The organism is Thermophilibacter provencensis (assembly GCF_900128445.1).
Lineage (GTDB): Bacteria > Actinomycetota > Coriobacteriia > Coriobacteriales > Atopobiaceae > Thermophilibacter > Thermophilibacter provencensis.
In genome coordinates this window covers 119614-136521 of sequence record NZ_LT671417.1, presented here as the reverse complement: position 1 = coordinate 136521, position 16908 = coordinate 119614, and the positions used below count along the sequence as shown (strand labels likewise).

Annotated in this window: 12 protein-coding genes; 7 read left to right on the top strand and 5 right to left on the bottom strand. The window is 66.3% G+C overall.

Annotation, left to right across the window (positions count from 1 at the left end; translation table 11 throughout):
- The first annotated feature begins 368 nt into the window (after positions 1-368).
- Positions 369-818 (top strand): MarR family winged helix-turn-helix transcriptional regulator, encoded by a 450-nt coding sequence (locus BQ7391_RS00610; RefSeq protein WP_075278841.1) that lies wholly within the window; start codon positions 369-371, stop codon positions 816-818.
- Positions 819-870: 52 nt separating this feature from the next.
- Entirely contained in the window at positions 871-1716 is an 846-nt protein-coding gene (locus tag BQ7391_RS00605) for a DegV family protein (protein WP_075278840.1), read from the top strand.
- 80 nt (positions 1717-1796) lie between these two features.
- Here the strand turns inward: BQ7391_RS00605 and BQ7391_RS00600 are convergent, their stop codons facing one another.
- Positions 1797-2378 carry a hypothetical protein gene (locus BQ7391_RS00600; RefSeq protein WP_075278839.1) on the bottom strand — a complete coding sequence of 194 codons (582 nt, stop codon included), beginning with the start codon at positions 2376-2378 and terminating at the stop codon, positions 1797-1799.
- A 233-nt stretch (positions 2379-2611) separates the two neighbouring features.
- Between BQ7391_RS00600 and BQ7391_RS00595 the strand changes: the two genes are divergently transcribed.
- Together BQ7391_RS00595 and BQ7391_RS00590 are read left to right on the top strand one after the other, a co-directional pair.
- Positions 2612-4438, top strand: coding sequence for an NAD(P)-binding protein (locus BQ7391_RS00595; RefSeq protein WP_075278838.1), 1827 nt, complete (start codon positions 2612-2614; stop codon positions 4436-4438).
- Positions 4432-6156, top strand: a complete 1725-nt coding sequence (locus BQ7391_RS00590; RefSeq protein ID WP_075278837.1) for an NADH-dependent [FeFe] hydrogenase, group A6 — start codon at positions 4432-4434, stop codon at positions 6154-6156. Before BQ7391_RS00595 ends, BQ7391_RS00590 begins: the two co-directional genes overlap by 7 nt.
- A gap of 85 nt (positions 6157-6241) precedes the next feature.
- Here BQ7391_RS00590 and BQ7391_RS00585 read toward each other — a convergent pair whose 3' ends face one another.
- Positions 6242-8602 carry a DEAD/DEAH box helicase gene (locus BQ7391_RS00585; protein ID WP_075278836.1) on the bottom strand — a complete coding sequence of 787 codons (2361 nt, stop codon included), beginning with the start codon at positions 8600-8602 and terminating at the stop codon, positions 6242-6244.
- Between the two features lie 101 nt (positions 8603-8703).
- On the opposite strand from BQ7391_RS00585, the gene BQ7391_RS00580 reads away from it, so the two are divergent.
- Complete coding sequence (locus tag BQ7391_RS00580; protein WP_075278835.1) at positions 8704-9621, top strand: DUF5104 domain-containing protein; 918 nt, start codon at positions 8704-8706, stop codon at positions 9619-9621.
- Here the strand turns inward: BQ7391_RS00580 and BQ7391_RS00575 are convergent.
- From BQ7391_RS00575 to yaaA, 3 genes are all read right to left on the bottom strand, one after another.
- Positions 9618-10913: an ATP-binding protein gene (locus tag BQ7391_RS00575; protein WP_075278834.1), complete on the bottom strand. Its 1296-nt coding sequence runs from the start codon at positions 10911-10913 to the stop codon at positions 9618-9620. The two genes, BQ7391_RS00580 and BQ7391_RS00575, sit on opposite strands and share 4 nt — an antisense overlap.
- A gap of 203 nt (positions 10914-11116) precedes the next feature.
- On the bottom strand, positions 11117-12682 hold the full coding sequence (locus BQ7391_RS00570; protein ID WP_083662019.1) for a TerB N-terminal domain-containing protein: 1566 nt from the start codon (positions 12680-12682) through the stop codon (positions 11117-11119).
- Between the two features lie 305 nt (positions 12683-12987).
- On the bottom strand, positions 12988-13749 hold the full coding sequence (yaaA, locus tag BQ7391_RS00565; RefSeq protein WP_075278833.1) for a peroxide stress protein YaaA: 762 nt from the start codon (positions 13747-13749) through the stop codon (positions 12988-12990).
- Between the two features lie 100 nt (positions 13750-13849).
- Between yaaA and BQ7391_RS00560 the strand changes: the two genes are divergently transcribed.
- Entirely contained in the window at positions 13850-14692 is an 843-nt protein-coding gene (locus tag BQ7391_RS00560; RefSeq protein ID WP_075278832.1) for a spermidine synthase, read from the top strand.
- Positions 14693-14809: 117 nt separating this feature from the next.
- The gene (gene htpG / locus BQ7391_RS00555; protein ID WP_075278831.1) at positions 14810-16834 is read left to right on the top strand and encodes a molecular chaperone HtpG; all 2025 of its coding nucleotides are present in this window, start codon (positions 14810-14812) and stop codon (positions 16832-16834) included.
- The last annotated feature ends 74 nt before the right edge of the window (positions 16835-16908 follow it).

The following is a 16908-nucleotide window of genomic DNA, read 5'->3' as shown; positions in this document are numbered from 1 at the left end:
TGGGCCCTCTCGTGGCCACGAAAAAAGGGCCCCCGGTCTCCCGGGAGCCCTTCAAGCGCTATTTTCGGCGCAGAAGACTCACGATCGACCGACCGCGGAGAGGCTGCGCCACCACCAGTTCATGGACGTGCGTGCGATGCGACTCATGTCTGGCGCTCCTCTCTCTGCTCGGCCCGAAGGCGTCCCTGTGCTTGGCGTCACAATACGCGCCCGCCGTCCCGCGCGCAAGGGTGTTTTCTCGGACGTAACATTTGCCCTGCATGTGGATATCGCGTGACCTCGGTTGATGCCCCGTCCCCCTCGCCCATAATGTTGATTGGTTAACATCGTCGGCATGGGCCAGGCGGACCTGACGGGGGAGAGTTGGCGTGACCGAGCAGCGCTTCGAGGACTTCGTGGGAATCATCAGCGCCCTCAACAAGGAGATACAGCGCATCAAGACGGCCGAGGCCAGGCGGCTCGGCTTCCGCGGGTCGGACGTGATGTGCCTCTACTATCTGGTCAAGCACCCCGAGGGACTCACCGCCTCAGAGCTCGCCCGCATGGTTGACGTAAGCCGCGCGGCGATGTCGCGCACCGTGGCGCACCTTGCCGAGGACGGCTTCGTCGAGGTGGGGGGCTCCGACGAGGAGGCGTCCCGATACCGCGCCGCCATCACGCTCACCGAGAAGGGCCGCGAGGCCGCGCGCCCGCTCGACGACATCATTCACCGAGTGCTCGACGAGGCTGGCGGGGAGCTGGCCTTTCGGGAGCGCCTGCAGATGTACGATTCTCTCAACCACATCCTCGAGCGCCTGAGGACCTTCGCGCGCGACTAGCCGCGAGGGCAAGATCGGGCACGGCTCGCCAGGGGCAGAGAAAGGAACGACCATGGCCGTTCGCATCATCACCGACTCCGGCATTGACCTTCCCGGCGAGGTCGACCCTCGCGTCACCGTGGTGCCCCTGGGCATCACCTTTGGGACCACCACCTACGCGGACGGCGTCGACCTCACCAACGACCGCTTCTACGAGCTGCTCATCGAGAGCGACGAGCTGCCCAAGACGAGCCAGGCGACGCCCTTCGCCTATCAGCAGATCTTCGAGGACGTTCGCGCCGCCGGCGACGAGGCCGTGGTGGTCACGCTCTCCTCGAAGCTCTCCGGCACCTATCAGAGCGCCGTCACTGCTGCGGCGGACTATCCCGAGGTCCGCGTGGTCGACGGCAAGAACGTCACCATCGGGCAGAGCCTGCTCGTGCTCTATGCGCTCAGGCTTCTCGACGAGGGCCGCTCGGCCGCGCAGATCGCCGACGAGCTGACCGCAGCCGCCGACCGCGTCTGCCTGCTCGCGCTCCTGGACACGCTCGAGTACCTCAAGCGCGGCGGCCGCATCCCCAAGAGCGTGGGCACCATCGGCGAGCTGCTCTCCATCAAGCCCGTGGTGGGCGTCGAGGACGGCGAGGTCGTGATGCTCGGCAAGGCGCGCGGCTCCAAGAACGGCCGCAACCAGCTGCACCAGCAGGTCGAGAAGTACGGCATCGACTTCACGATGCCGGTTCTGCTGGGCTACACGGGCCTCTCCCAGAAGCTGCTGAGGAAGTACCTCGAGGACAACCGCGCCATCTGGGAGGGCAAGGTCGCTGAGGAGGACCTGCCCATCACCTCCGTCGGCGCCACCATCGGCACGCACGTCGGCCCCAACGCCATCGCGCTTGCGTTCTTCCGCACGAACTAAGGCGTGCAAGGCGTGCAAAGGGGACAGTCACCTTTGCATGCTTTTGCACGCCTTTGTACGCAGAAGATGGTGCGAGGCGGCTACGAGAAGATCTGGGCAAGCTCAGAGGCGTCGCTTGCGGTCCAGCCGTCGTCGGTCTTGGAGTAGTCGATCTCGATTGAGGTCTGCTGGAGCTCGACCTCGTCGAGCGTCTCCATGACGACTTCGCCGATGCGGGCGTTGAGGGCATCCTCGTCGCTGAGCAGCTCGAGGCCGGACGGGTCGTTCATCAGCTCGGTTGCGAGGTCGGTTGCCGCCTGATTGATTCGCTCGGTAAAGTCGGACGCGGACTTGCAGGTCACGCTTACCGAGGCGACGGCGCTCGTGCCCTCGTCGTCGACCGTTATGTCATCGATCGTGTAGTCGAAGCCGTCGAGCAGGGACCTGACGACGTCCGACGCCTCGATGCCGTAGGTCTCGAGGCCGAGTGTGCCCATGCTGCCGACGAGCTCCTCGACTGTGGCGTCATCAAGCTCCTTGACGCGGTCGAGGTTTGCCGCGAGGTCTTCGCGGATGGCCTCCTCGGGGCTGGGACCGGAGCATGCCCCCAGCACAAGGCCTACGCTCAGGGCGAGCACAGCGGTGATCGAGCAGGTCAGTACCTTTAGGACTCGGTTCATCATGACGCTCCCTTCGTTGCCTTCCCTAGCGGGAGTGTATCAGCTTTCTTTCAGCTACGGCCCTGCATGCGACAGGCGGGGGAAATGGCTCGGCGAGCTGCCGCCCGCGTAACCAAACGGACATCTCACCGATTACGTTGCGTAATGAACCGGGGCGTTGATTAACATTTCTCATACTGTGCCGAGGTCGAGGGGACCCGGCGCGTACGACTCCCCGATGTGCAAGGAGAGGGCCTATGGCAAGAATGCACGTCATGGAGCAGAGCGAGACCCAGGCGATCATGTCGAGCATGCACGAGATGCTCGAGAAGCGCCTCTCGGTGAGCTCGCTCGCTCCGTGCCCCGTTGAGTTCACGGCCTCGTACGTGGCCATGTGCGCGACGCAGAGCTGCGGTAAGTGCACGCCGTGCAGGAACGGTCTGCGCATGCTGCGCCACCTGTTCAACGACGTCCTGAACAACCGCGCTACGATGGAGACGCTCGACCTCATCGAGTCCACCGCCCGCACGGTGTACCTCTCGAGCGACTGCGCGATCGGCTACGAGGCCGGCGAGGTGGCCCTCATGGCCATCCGCGGCTTCCGCGACGACTTCGAGCACCACGTGCAGAAGCACGCCTGCGGCTTCTCGCAGCACCAGACGGTGCCGTGCGTCTCCGGCTGCCCCGCCGGCGTGGACATCCCCGGCTACATCGCGCTCGTCGAGGCCGGCCGCTACACCGAGGCCGTGCGCCTCATCCGCAAGGACAACCCGCTGCCGCTGGTCTGCGGCCTCGTCTGCGAGCACCCCTGCGAGATGCACTGCCGCCGCGGCATGGTGGACGACCCGATGAACATCCGCGGCCTCAAGCGCTACGCCGTGGACCACGCGGGGGACTACCGCCCCATCATCAAGGCTCCCACCAAGAAGACCGTCGCGGTCATCGGCGGCGGCCCGGCGGGCATCTCCTGCGCCTACTACCTGACCCTCATGGGCCACAAGGTCAAGATCTTCGAGCAGCGCGCGCACCTCGGCGGCATGCTGCGCTATGGCATCCCCAACTACCGCCTGCCGCGCGAGCAGCTTGACTCCGAGATCCAGTGGATTCTCGACTGCGGCATCGACGTCGAGCTCAATCACAGCGTGGACGGCGAGGAGATGAGCCGCCTTCGCGAGGAGTTCGACGCCGTCTACCTGGCCATCGGAGCTCATGCGGACAAGAAGCTCGGCCTTCCGGGCGAGGACGCCGAGGGCGTCATGTCCGCGGTCAAGCTCCTGCGTGACATGGGTGACAACAACCCGCCCGACTTCAAGGGCCTCACGGTCACCGTCGTCGGCGGCGGCAACGTGGCCATGGACGTGGCCCGCACCTCCGTGCGCCTGGGCGCCGAGAAGGTCATCATCGCGTACCGTCGCCGCGTGGCCGACATGACGGCCCAGGACGAGGAGATCGCCGGCGCCGAGGCCGAGGGCTGCGAGGTCATGGACCTCAACGCCCCCAAGGAGGTCGTCGTCGACGAGAACAACCACGTCATCGGCCTCAGGGTCGAGCCGCAGATCATCGGCGGCCTCAAGCGCGGGCGTCCCGCGCCGCGCGCGGCCGAGGGCGGCGACGTCGTCGTTCCGTGCGACCGCGTGATCGTTGCCATTGGCCAGGACATCGACTCCGCGACCTTCGAGGAGCAGGGCGTGCCCTGCAAGTGGGGTCGCATCGTCACTGACTCCGACGGTGCCGTGCCCGGCCAGGACGGCCTCTTCTCCGGCGGCGACTGCCAGAGCGGCCCGGCCACCGTCATCCGCGCCATCAACGCGGGCAAGGTCGCTGCTGGCAACATCGACAACTACCTCGGCTACAACCACCAGATCGAGCTCGACGTGGAGCTGCCGCCCGTGCAGTTCAAGGGCAAGATCTCCTGCGCCCGCTGCGAGATGCGGGAGCGCGAGGCTGCCGAGCGCATCAACGACTTCGACATCGTCGAGAACGGCCTCACCGACGAGGAGGCGCGTCAGGAGGCGTCCCGCTGCCTGCGCTGCGACCACTTCGGCTTTGGCGCGTTCCGCGGGGGGAGGATCGAGCAGTGGTAAACCTCACCATCGACGGCCGCGCCGTGAGCGTGGCCGAGGGCACGTCCATCCTCGACGCCGCCGCCACCGTGGGCATCAAGATCCCCACGCTCTGCTACCTCAAGGACCTCAACGAGATCGGCGCCTGCCGTGTCTGCGTGGTTGAGATTGAGGGCATCGACCAGCTCGTCGCCGCCTGCAACAACACCGTGCTCGAGGGCATGGTCGTGCGCACCAACAGCCCCAAGGTGCGCGTCGCGCGCCGCATGAACCTCGAGCTCCTGCTCGCCACGCACGACTCGGAGTGCACGAGCTGCGTGCGCTCGGGAAACTGCTCCCTGCAGTCTCTTGCCGCCGACCTCGGCGTCTCCGAGCTTCCCTACGAGAAGCGTCTCATGCACGACCCGTGGGACAAGGGCTTCCCGCTCATCCGCAACAACGACAAGTGCATTAACTGCCTGCGATGCATCCAGGTGTGCGAGAAGATCCAGGGCCTCGGCGTCTGGGACCTCGCCAACCGCGCCACGCACACGAGCGTGAACGTCCGCGGGGGCATGACCATCCAGGAGTCCGACTGCACCCTCTGCGGGCAGTGCATCACGCACTGCCCGACGGGGGCCCTCCGCGAGCGAGACGATACCCAGAAGGTCTTCGACGCCCTCGCCGACCCGGAGAAGGTCGTCGTGGTGCAGATCGCTCCGGCCGTGCGCGCCGCCTGGGGCGAGAGCCTCGGCCTTCCGCGCGAGGAGGCCACCGTCGGCCGTCTTGTGGCGGCGCTGCGCCAGATGGGCGTTGACTACGTCTTCGACACGGACTTCTCGGCCGACCTCACCATCATGGAGGAGGGCACCGAGCTCCTGCACAAGCTCGCGCATCGCGAGGAGAACACGTTCCCGATGTTCACCTCCTGCTGCCCGGGCTGGGTGCGCTATGTCAAGGCCGTCCGCCCCGAGCTCACCGACCAGCTCTCAACCGCCAAGTCGCCGGGCCAGATGTTCGGTGCCGTGACCAAGAGCTACTTCGCCGAGCTCAAGGGAATCGATCCGCACAAGATCTTCTGCGTGGAGATCATGCCGTGCACGGCCAAGAAGCACGAGGTCGCCATCCCCGTCATGAACGACGCCTGCGGGGACCCGGACGTTGACGTCTCCCTCACCACGCGCGAGGTTGATCGCATGATTCGCGCCGAGCACATCGACGCCACCACGCTGCCCGAGGAGGAGTTCGACCAGCCGCTTGGCACGGCCACCGGCGCGGGCGTCATCTTCGGCGCCACCGGCGGCGTCATGGAGGCCGCGCTGCGCACTGCGTATCACGTGGTGACCGGCGAGACCCCGCGCCCGGACGCGTTCTCCGAGGTTCGCGGTCTCGATGGCTGGAAGGAGGCCACGTTCGACCTCGCAGGCACGCCGGTGCGCGTGGCGGTCGTCCACGGCCTCGCCAACACCGCGTTCCTTCTCGATGCCATCGCCGAGGGCGCCGTTGAGTACGACTTCGTTGAGGTCATGGCCTGCCCCGGCGGCTGTGCGGGCGGCGGCGGCCAGCCCATCCACGATGGCGAGGAGCTCGCGGGGGTCCGTGGCGACGTCCTCTGGGGCCTCGACCGCAGGGCCAAGCTCCGCAACTCCTACGAGAATCCCGCGATTCAGGCCATCTACAAGGACTTCCTGGGCGAGCCCAACTCCGAGCTCGCGGAGGAGCTCCTCCACACAGACCACCACGCCTGGTCTATGCATTAGCGTGGAAAAGGGACTGTCCCTTTTCCACGTCTGGGCCCGAGCCGTCTACCCCCGCGGCTCGGGCCCTCTTTTATGCGCTGGCGACTCAAAGGGGCCACCGCGCAACGCGGGCCCTCATGCCCTCCACGTCGAGCACGCCCTCGGCAAAGCCCTTCCGGATGAGGCCCTCGGGCACGAGCTCGTCGTACTTCTCGAAGTAGGGGACTTCAGCGGGGTAGAGGAGCTCCATCGGGTCCGTGAGGCGCTCCGCCGCGTCCTTCACCACCGAGAAGAACGCGTGCGCGTCCGCCTTCATCACAAACGTGATGAAGTAGGGGCGCGACGAGCTGAAGGCCTTGATGCCCAGCTCCTCGGCACACCTGATCTTGATAAGGCGCTCGAGCGCCAGAAACGCGTAGCTCCCCAGCCAGGGGAGCAGGCACCACATGGTCTGCTCCTTGTCGTTCTCGCCCAGACAGACGAGAGGGCTCGCGGTGAGGCGGGAGGCCTCCGCAACGTGGCGCGCCTGGCGCAGGCGGGCGCGGGCATGTGGCATGAGGTAGGGATAGGTCGCGTGCTCCTCAAGGACGCGTCTCATCCGCTCGAGCACGCGCGTGTTCACGTCCCCGGCGACTTCGCCAAAGTACGCGGGGACCTTGCCCTTGACCTGGGTCACATAGAGCAGATGGCGCTCGTGGTCCACCTCGTCGACGACCCACACGTGTCCCGCGATGGCGACCTTCTCGCCGGGCGGCGGCGGGGCGCAGAGGGTTCCGATCTCCGTCGAGTCGCACCGCACCGTGTACTCGACGTTCTCCTGGAAGACCGCGAAGAACTTGTAGGAGCTCGTGACGCGCTCCCCGGCGAGGCCAACGATGAGGCCGCCCCCCTCGGTCTGCTCGACGTAGTCGTTTCGGATGAGGTGGCGGAGAAGCTCGCGGAAGTCATCGGTGGTGACGCGATGGAAGTAGGTGAGCGTGAGCACGCGGCTCGCGAGCTGCGCGGGAGAGAGCTCGCCCTCCGAGGCGAGGGTGGCGAGCGTCTGGTGGCAGAGCAGGCTGTAGGGCAGCCGATCGAGGCGCGGGGGCTCTACCCAGCGCTCTTCCCGGTAGAGCTGCACGAGCGCTATGCCCTGGAGGAGCTTCCAGGGAAGGGTTTCGGGCAGGAGCGTGCGGGGCTCGGGCTGGTCCTCCCGCATGACGAACCACATCTCGGGCGGCCGCTCTCGGCGCCCCGTGCGCCCCATGCGCTGCAGAAAGCTGGAAACGGTGAAGGGGGCGTCAATCTGAAACGCCCGCTCAAGCCGTCCGATGTCCACCCCCAGCTCAAGCGTGGACGTAGCCACGATGCTGACGTCTGAGGCGTCATCACGCATCTGCTCCTCGGCCGACTCGCGGATGGCGGCGGAGAGGTTGCCATGATGGATGAGGAAGCGGTCTGGCTCCCCGTTGAACTCGCAGTACGCGCGCAGCGTGGTGCAGACCTCCTCGGCCTCCTCGCGGGAATTGGAGAAGATCAGGCACTTGCGCCCGCGCGTGTGCTCGAAGATGTAGCCCATGCCGGGGTCGGCGTGGGCGGGCGCCACGTCAGTAGGGGCCTCGTCAGGCGAGGGCACAATCCCCGCGCGCAGCTCTGCAGGCGCGCCCTCTGCGCCGATGCCGCCCGAGTGCGGGGACAGCGCCCTCGTCTCCGATGACTCAACAGACAGGACGTCGGCCTCGACGCATCCGCCTGAGGTTTGGGGTTGGGACTCGTCGGCTTGGGGGCCACTTTGGAAGAAGTGCTCCATCGAGATGCGCCAGGCGCGTGGCAGCTCCTCCACGCGAGGTATCACGCAGTTGCGGCCGGTCCCGGTGGCGAGAAACGCGCCCACGGCCTCGGGGTCGCCGATGGTGGCGGAGAGCCCGATGCGGCGCGGCTGCACGTTCGCGATCCTCGCCAGCCGCTCTATGAGGCAGAGACACTGTCCTCCGCGGTCCTGGCGCAGCAGCGCGTGCACCTCGTCGATGACGATGTAGCGCAGGTCGCAGAAGAGCTTGGCAACGGCGGCGTGACGGCGCATGAGAAGCGCCTCGAGGGACTCCGGCGTGATCTGCAGGATGCCCGACGGCCGCTTCATGAGCCTGGCTTTATGCGAGGAGGAGACGTCCCCATGCCAGTGCCAGACGGGGATGTCCGCCTCCTCGCACAGCTCCTCGAGGCGATAGAACTGATCGTTGATGAGGGCCTTGGTGGGCCCTATGTAGAGCGCGCCCACGGAGGCCGGCGGGTCCTCCCAGAACTCCGAGAGGATGGGGAAGAAGGCTGCCTCGGTCTTGCCTGACGCCGTGGACGCGCACAGCAGCACGTGGTCGTCCGTGTCGAAGATTGCCTCGCCCGCAGCCACCTGGATGCCGCGCAGGCTCTCCCACTCGTGCGCGTAGATGAAGTCCTGCACAAACGGTGCGTATCGATCGAAGACTCCCATGATCCTCCCCTAAATAGAACATATGTTTCATGTTACCAGATAGAAGGTCTTGGTTGGATTGATAAAATGAAAACCCGTTGACCGAGCTTTGGAGGCCGATCATGTTCGGAAGAGGGCCGGGTCGCATCAGACGTCTGGCTGCCTGTCTGCTTGTCGTGTTCGCTGCCGTCGTGTGCGGGGGATGCTCGGAGGGCGTCGACTCCCTCGTCCGCTATGTCGGAAGTCGCGTGACGGGCGAGGAGTACGTGAGCCCGCGGGGGCAGGCATGCCTCGATGCGGCGGAGGGGCTTCTCGGCGCCCTTGAGGCGGGCGATCGGGACGCGGTCGTCGGGCTCTTCTCGCCCGAGGCCCGTGCAGGTGCCGATGATCTTGACGAGCGGGCCAGAGAGCTCGTGGAGGGCTGCTCTGGCCACGTCGAGTATCTGGATACTCACTCAGTGACGCGCCCCATGGAGTCCGAGAAGGTCGATGACGGCAAGCGTCGCGTCGAGCTCTCTACCACCTTTTCGATTGCCCTCGGAGGCAAGAACTACTGGTGCTTCATGACGCTCGTGACCGAGGACGACTTCAACAGTGCCAGGGAGGGAGTCTCCACGATCATCGTGTGGTCCGAGGACGCGTACTCGGCGATGCTCTACGACGCGCGGGAGACGGACTGGCCCGAGGGCCCGGGGCTGCACCTTCGGCTGAGCTATCCCCTGGAGTGGGAGACGCGCCTCGTGAACGACGATCCTCTGCGCTACGAGGCCGGAGACGCCATCTCCGACACGGGCGAGGCCGCAGCGTTTCTCGACGAGGGCGAGAAGACCATCAGAGACTTCGAGGAGCGTTTTGGGCGGCCCTGCTGCGTGTCATGGTCGAGCGACGGCCGTGTCTATTACGAGCTTGCTGACGATGCGGAGGGGCCTCGCTATCTCGAGGTGAACGCGACGGCTCCGGACGAGCCGGTTTATTCGGCATACGTGATGGGCGAGCGCGGTGCCATCGAGAAGGTGTGGGACGTGGACGGCGGCGCCTAGATCGTGAACTCGGCGAAGGCGGCGTCGACGTCCTTCTCGCCTGCGGCGGCCACGGGGGCGGCTACGGCACCGGAGAACTCATCCGTCTTGAGAAGCGCGTCGACGTCCGCCCCGGGGTTCTGGCACACGATGTCGAGAAGCTCGATGAAGTCGCGGATGACCTCGCGCGGCGTGAGATGGGTGTCCGCGCCCACGCGGCCGAACTCCACTTTGAGGAAGCCTACGAGCTGCGTCTCGGTGAGCGTGCGCTCGTAGCCAAAGTAGCCGGCGTGGATGTCCGCGAGCTTCTCGATGAGGACGAGCAGCTCCTCGTAGGTGAGGGGCTCCAAGTGGATGACCGGCGCGAGCATGTCCGCCAGGCCCGCGCTGGCGAAGCGTCCCTGCGTGAGGCGGCTGCGAAGCGCCTCGTAGGAGAAGACCCCCCGGCGACGGTCCTCGATGGACTGCGGCGTGCCGCCCATGATGATGCCCAGGTGGTGCGCCTTGCCCTGGAGCGTGTCGTTGTACATGGTGAGGATCTTCTCGTAGTTGTACTGGCGCGAGGTGGCGTTTGGGATCTTGTAGAGGTTTACGAGCTCGTCGATGAGAACGACGAGGCCCCTGTAGCCGGCTCCCACGAGGAACTGCGCGAAGAGCTTGAGGTACTCGTACCAGGTGTCGTCGGTGATGCAGGCGTTGACGCCCAGCTCGCCCCGCGCCTCGGTCTTGGTGCGAAACTCGCCGCGCAGCCACTTGACCACGCCCGCGCGCGCCTCATCGTTCCCTTCGAGGCTCGCGCGATAGTAGAGGCGCAGGACCTGCGTGAAGTCGAAGCCGCAGACGAGTTCCTGGATGGGGGAGAGCTGCGCCGCGAGCGCGGCCTCGGCATCCGGCTGCTCGCGCAGCGCCGCGACCCAGCGGTCCAGCACGAGCGCCAGAGCACCGCCCTCGGGGCGCGTCTTGGTGGAGAGGTTGCGGATGAGCTCGCGGTAGGTGGCAAGGCCCTGGCCCTGGCCGCCCTGGAGGCGCCGCTCGGGGGAGAGGTCGGCGTCCGCAACCACGAAGTCGTTGCCCATCGCATGCGTGCGGATGGTCTGCAGGAGGAAGCTCTTGCCCGCGCCATACCGGCCTACGAGGAAGCGGAAGCTGGCTCCGCCGTCCGCCACGAGGTCGAGGTCATGCAGGAGCGCCTGGATCTCCCGTTCGCGCCCCACCGTGATGTAGGGCAGACCGATGCGCGGCACGACGCCGCCTTTGAGCGAGTTGATGATGACCGCTGCTATGCGCTTGGGGACCCTCGGTGCGTCTGTCATGTGCCCTCCTCCCGGTGGAAGAATCATTCTAGCACACGTGTTCGGTTATGGAAGGGCTCCCGTAGGGTTGCGCGGAAGTGCGCAGTCGCAGGCCTCCTGCGCGGCTGCTGCGCCTTTCGAGGGGGCGGTCGCGATTGCCCACGCAAAGGCTCGCGCGGTGGCTATGGCTTCGCCGATGGGTCCGAGGTTCTCGTGGGCCGCTGCTAGCCGAGCGCTTTGCGCACGTCCTCGACGTAGTCCTCGACGAGGCGGGGCGCTCCCGTCTCGTCAAACTCGATCACGACGTCTCCCACGAGGTCGAGGAGCTTCTCGTTGATGTCGTCGGCAAGCAGGTCGGCAGATGCCGCCTTCGGGGCCTGTCCGGCGAGGAGGGCCTCGAGAAGGGCCAGCTCCTCGATGGTGAGGCCAAGTTCCTCGCCCTTCTCGGCCTGCTCAGTGGCGGGCTCGGGCGCCGCTGCGGTCCCACTCCGTGTCGCGGCCTCCGCCTCGCGCTCCTCGTCGATCAGCAGTGCCTCGCGGGTCTCTGCGGCGGCGGAGCGGATGCCCGCGAGCTTTGAGAGGTCTATCTCCACGCGTCGGGGCTCATGGTCGCGCCTCCATGCAAGGTACTCTGCGATCACGCGCTCGATCATCTGCGTGAGGTACTTGGGGTCCCCGTGCTCCTTGAGGGGGTGGGGGTAGTCGAGCGCGACGCGGAGCTGCCGGTCGACGGCCCTGAGGATCTGGCCGAGCTTGGCGCTCCTCCCGCCTCCGTCATGCAGGGCCGTGCAGGTCCAAAGACCGTTTCTGCACTCGTAGCGCCTGGTCCTGCCAAGGTCGTAGGTGCAGTCTTCATGCCGTCCGGCAGGATAGAACACCGCCGAGGCGAACATGAGGTGAGGCAAGGTCTGCCGCGTGCCGAAGAGCGACTCCACGAGGCCCTGCTTGCGGTTCGTGTGATAGTAGCGTACGAGCCGCCGAAAGACGGCACAGCTAACGGCGCGAAGCTCATCCGGGCTGTCGTGATAGAGGCGCGAGCCAGCGGGGCGATAGGTCGAGAGCTGGTCGAGGGCGGAGAAGAGCACCTGGTCATCGCTGGGATTGACGGGGAAGCTCGCGGGGGAGCGGTGCCGTTTGCGAGGGGTCTCGGGCGCCTGGGACAAGACGTCGGCCTCGGCGCCCATGAGCGCCATGACCGCCTCGTCGTGTTCCGAGTTGGCGTAGGGGAGCGCAAGCCGCTGGTCAAGCGCATGGTAGGCGGCGTAGTCGACGAGCCAGGGACGGACGTAGCGGTCGAGGCTCGAGTCAAGCTCTCGGTATGCCTTCCAGTACGCCTCGATGGCGCGGAACCCCTGCTCTCCGGGCTCGACGCCGATGCCGTTAATGAGCTCGTAGAGGTACACATAGGCAAACGATGTCGAGGTCTGCTGGATGTCGCCCTCGCGCACGTGTGCGCGCCAGGTGAAGTAGCCCCTGAGCTGCCGGTCGTCCATCGCGTCGTAGGTGGGAAAGTAGCTCGAGAACGTTCCGGCAAAGGGGCAGTCGTCCACGTAGTCCGCCATGAGGCGGGCCTGCTCCACGAAGAGGCGCGCCTCGGACCACGACCGGGCCTCGGGGCGGCGCGCGAGCGCGCGCATCTGCCGTATCTCGTCGGGGATGTAGCTTCTGAGCTGCGAGCCGCGCATGAGGATGGGCTCGTCGGAGTAGGTTCGGGTGCCGGTGACGGCGCGTCCGCCTTTGGCCCGGCTTGCGGCCAGGATCTGCTGAATGAGCGCGTCAATGTCCGTCATCCCGCTCCTCCTTCCTCGTGGGTCAATCATACGCGCCGGCCCGGCGTTCACGTGGAGCGTGGCTGTGCAGTCAGGGGGATAGTGCGAAAAAATGGCGCTTCGTCCTGCAATTGTTGGGATAGTGCGAAGCGTTTTTCCGACTGCAGAGATGGTCGTTCAAGAAAACCGCAGGTAATTTGATTTAAAAATTATTTTTAAGAGCCTATTCCAAAAAAGTGGTCAAAATGGCTTCACACTATCCCGGCGATTGCACGGAATCACGAGGATATTTCGCACTATCCCGCTCATTGCACAACCATTGCGGCCTATGCCGAGGAGTCCCGGACAAACACGAGCGTCTGATCGTCCGAGTCGTCGGCGCAAAGGTGGTAGCCGCGCTCGGAGAACGCGGCAAGCTCTGTCGCATCCTCGACCCCTCTCTCCGCGCACCAGCGGATGAAGGTGCCGCGCGCCGCCTTGGCCTCGGTGGCCGGCTGGCGGAGGCGCCCCGCGCGCTCGACGCAGAAGAGGCAGGTCAGCACCTTGGGGCCGCCCGGGCGCATCCATGGCGTGACGGCGCGGGAGTACTCGACCGAGGCAACGTTGACGATGAGGTCGCATTCGGCGGCGAGCGCGTCATAGAGGTCCGGCCCCCAGAACTCGTAGAGGTTGTGCGCGCCGCCGACAGCCAGCCGGGCCTGCATCTCCAGGCGATACGGCGTCACGCCGTCAAGCGGGCGGAGCACCCCGTAGAAGCCCGAGAGGATGCGCAGGTGCTCATCGAGCCAGGCGAGCTCTCCGTCGCTCATTACCTCGGGGGCCATGTGCCGATACTGGATTCCCTCGTAGGAGACCGCCGCCGCCGTGAGGTCGCGATCGAGGTCCATGCGCTGCAGCCGGTCGTAGTTGAGTGCGGCGAGCCGGTCGCTGCATGCCCAGAGCTCCTGCGCCTCTGCGGGCGAGAGCCGGCGAAGCGCCTCGAGGAGGAGCCTCGTCCTCGCGAGGAGGGCGGGCTCGCTTCGGGGCAGCGGCGGGGCGTCGATGGTGCGCATCTTTTTCGCGGGGGAGGTGATGATCCTGAGCGCCACGGTTCCTCCTGTCAGGCACGTGCGTTTCGGGGAGATTCTAGCAGCGGGGAGGGCGTGCGGCATATCATGGTCGCGAGGCATCTCGCGGGACGGGGGTCGCATGAGGGGATGGAGGCGCACGAGGCTCGTCGCGGCGACGGTCGCCGCCGTCGCGGCTCTCGGCGCGGCCGTCCGCGTTCGGCTGCTCGACCCGCACGTCGTTCGCACCATGGGCGGCCCTGCGCTCGTGTATACCATCAGGGGCGATGGCGCCCGCGTGCGCGTCCTGCGCTGCGGAGGCGTCTACCAGTCCGCGACCTATCTCGGGGACAGGAGGATGGAGCCCGTCTTCGAGTACTATCGCGCCTTCGGGCGGCTTTTTGACCTGCGTTCCGCCGCCCGCCGCGTACTTGTTGTCGGCGGGGGAGGGTTTGCCTTCCCCAAGATGGTCGCCTCGGGGCATCCGGGGGTCCGGACCGACGTGGTGGAGATAGACCCCGCGGTCATCAACATCGCTCGCAGGTGGTTCTTCCTCGACGATGCCATAGCCCGGGCCCGGGCGGACGGTGGGGACCTGCGCGTCATACGCGACGACGGGCGCGCGTTCCTCGGGCGCGGGGCGGGCCCCTACGACGCGGTGGTGCTCGACGCCTTCGTCGGCGCGGATCCGGTACGCTCGCTCGCCACCGTGGACGCCCTGCGCGCCGCCCGGCGCTCGCTCGCCTCCGGCGGGGTGCTGCTCGCCAACGTGGTCTCGCGCGACGGAGGCGCCGACGTCAGCTTCCTCCGCTCCTTCGTGGCAACGTCGCTCACGGTCTTCTCGCGCGTCGAGGTGGCGCTCGCCACGGACGACGACCATGCGGGGGAGGACAACTATCTTGTGGTCGCCTCCGACGGGCCCCTTGGCCTGTCGGATGCCATCCCCTTTGACGCCGACTTCCTCGGGCCGGTCCTTCTCGACTAGGAGTCGGAAGGCCAGACCTCTTTTCTTTTTGTATATCTAAGCGCTTCAGACTGAGATTATCTAAAAACGGGTACACTACCCTTCGTTCAACAAGGCAGCACGAAAGGGGAGCGCCGCATGCGCAAGTTCAAGACAGAGAGCAAGAAGCTGCTCGACCTCATGATCAACTCCATCTACACCAACCGCGAGATCTTCCTGCGCGAGCTGGTGTCCAATGCCTCGGATGCCATCGACAAGCTCTATCTCAAGAGCCTGACGGACAGCTCCGTGCAGGTCGATCAGGCTAACCTTGCCATCAACGTGGCCTTTGACAAGGATGCGCGCACCATTACCGTCTCCGACAACGGCATCGGCATGACGGCCGAGGAGCTGGAGAGGAACCTCGGCACCATCGCCCACTCCGGCTCGGAGGAGTTCAAGGCCGCCAACGCCGAGGCCCAGGGCGACGCCGTGGACATCATCGGCCGCTTTGGCGTGGGCTTCTACTCCGCCTTCATGGTCGCGCGCGAGGTCACCGTTATCAGCCGCGCGTACGGCTCGGACGAGTGCAGCCGCTGGACCTCGGATGGCGTGGAGGGCTACACGATCGAGCCCGTCTCCGCCGACGACCCCGCCTACCGCAGCGAGCCCGGCACCTCCGTCATCATGGCGCTCAAGGAGAACGCCGAGGAGGCCAACTACGACGAGTTCCTCAGCGAGTGGAAGCTCCGCGAGCTCATCCGCCGCTATAGCAACTACGTCCGCTACCCCGTGCAGATGCTCGTGACCAAGAGCCGCGAGAAGGAAAAGCCCGCGGACGCCGGCGACGACTACAAGCCGGAGTGGGAGGACTACACCGAGCTCGAGACCGTGAACTCGATGACCCCCATCTGGAAGAAGCGCGGCTCCGAGGTCACGGACGAGGAGTACGCCGAGTTCTACAAGTCCACCTTCCACGACTGGGTGGACCCCGCCCGCACCTTCAGCCTGCACGCCGAGGGCACGCTCGAGTACGACGCGCTGCTCTTCATCCCCGGCCAGGCGCCCTTTGACCTGTACAGCCGCGACTACGAGAAGGGTCTCGAGCTCTACAGCTCCAACGTCCTCATCATGGAGAAGTGCGCTGACCTCCTGCCTGACTACTACAACTTCGTCCGCGGCGTGGTGGACTCCGCCGACGTCTCCCTCAACATCTCCCGCGAGACGCTCCAGCAGACCCGCCAGCTTCAGGCCATGGCCCGCCGCATCGAGAAGAAGATCACGGGCGAGCTCGAGTCCATGCGCGATAACGACCGCGAGGCCTATGAGAAGTTCTTCGAGAACTTCGGCCGCGGCCTCAAGTACGGCATCTACTCCAGCTACGGCATGAAGAAGGACGAGCTCGCCGGGCTGCTCCTCTTCTGGAGCGCGCGAGAGCAGAAGATGGTCACGCTCCAGGAGTACGTCGCCGCCATGGCGGACGGCCAGAAGGCGATCTACTACGCTGCCGGCGACGACCGCGAGCGCCTGGCCAAGATGCCCGTTGTCGAGGCGGTGCTGGCCAAGGGCTATGACGTGCTCCTGGCCACGCAGGACGTGGACGAGTTCTGCTTCCAGGCCATGCGCGACTTCACGGCCAAGGGCCTGCCCAAGACCTACGAGGACGATGCCGCGCGCGAGGCGGCCGAGAAGGCCGTGGCCGACGGCGCCGAGCCCGAGGTCGAGGACCGCACCGTCGAGCTCAAGAACGTGACCTCCGGCGACCTTGACCTCGCGAGCGACGAGGAGAAGAAGGAGGCCGAGGAGGCCACCAAGGCAAACGAGGGCCTGTTCGACGCCATGAAGGACGCGCTGGAAGGCCAGGTCGAGAAGGTCGCGGTGTCCACGCGCCTCGCCGCCGACGGCGCGCCGGCCGTGATTACCTCCGAGGGCCCGCTCAGCCTCGAGATGGAGAAGGTCCTTGCCGCCGGCCCCGAGGCCGGGGAGGCCCCCAAGGCCGTCCGCGTGCTCGAGGTCAACGCCAAGCACCCGGTCTTCGAGAAGCTCCGCGCCGCGCAGGAGGCCGGCGACGCCGAGAAGGTCAAGCTCTACGCGGGCCTGCTCTACAACCAGGCCCTGCTCGTCGAGGGAATCCTGCCCGAGGACCCCGTGGCCTTTGCCACCCAGGTCTGCGAGCTGATGTAGCCCTCGCCCCGCGCCGCGCCGGCGCCGCGGGATGGGGCCCGTTGCGGTCGCGTGCCGTCGGGCGCTGGTAAACG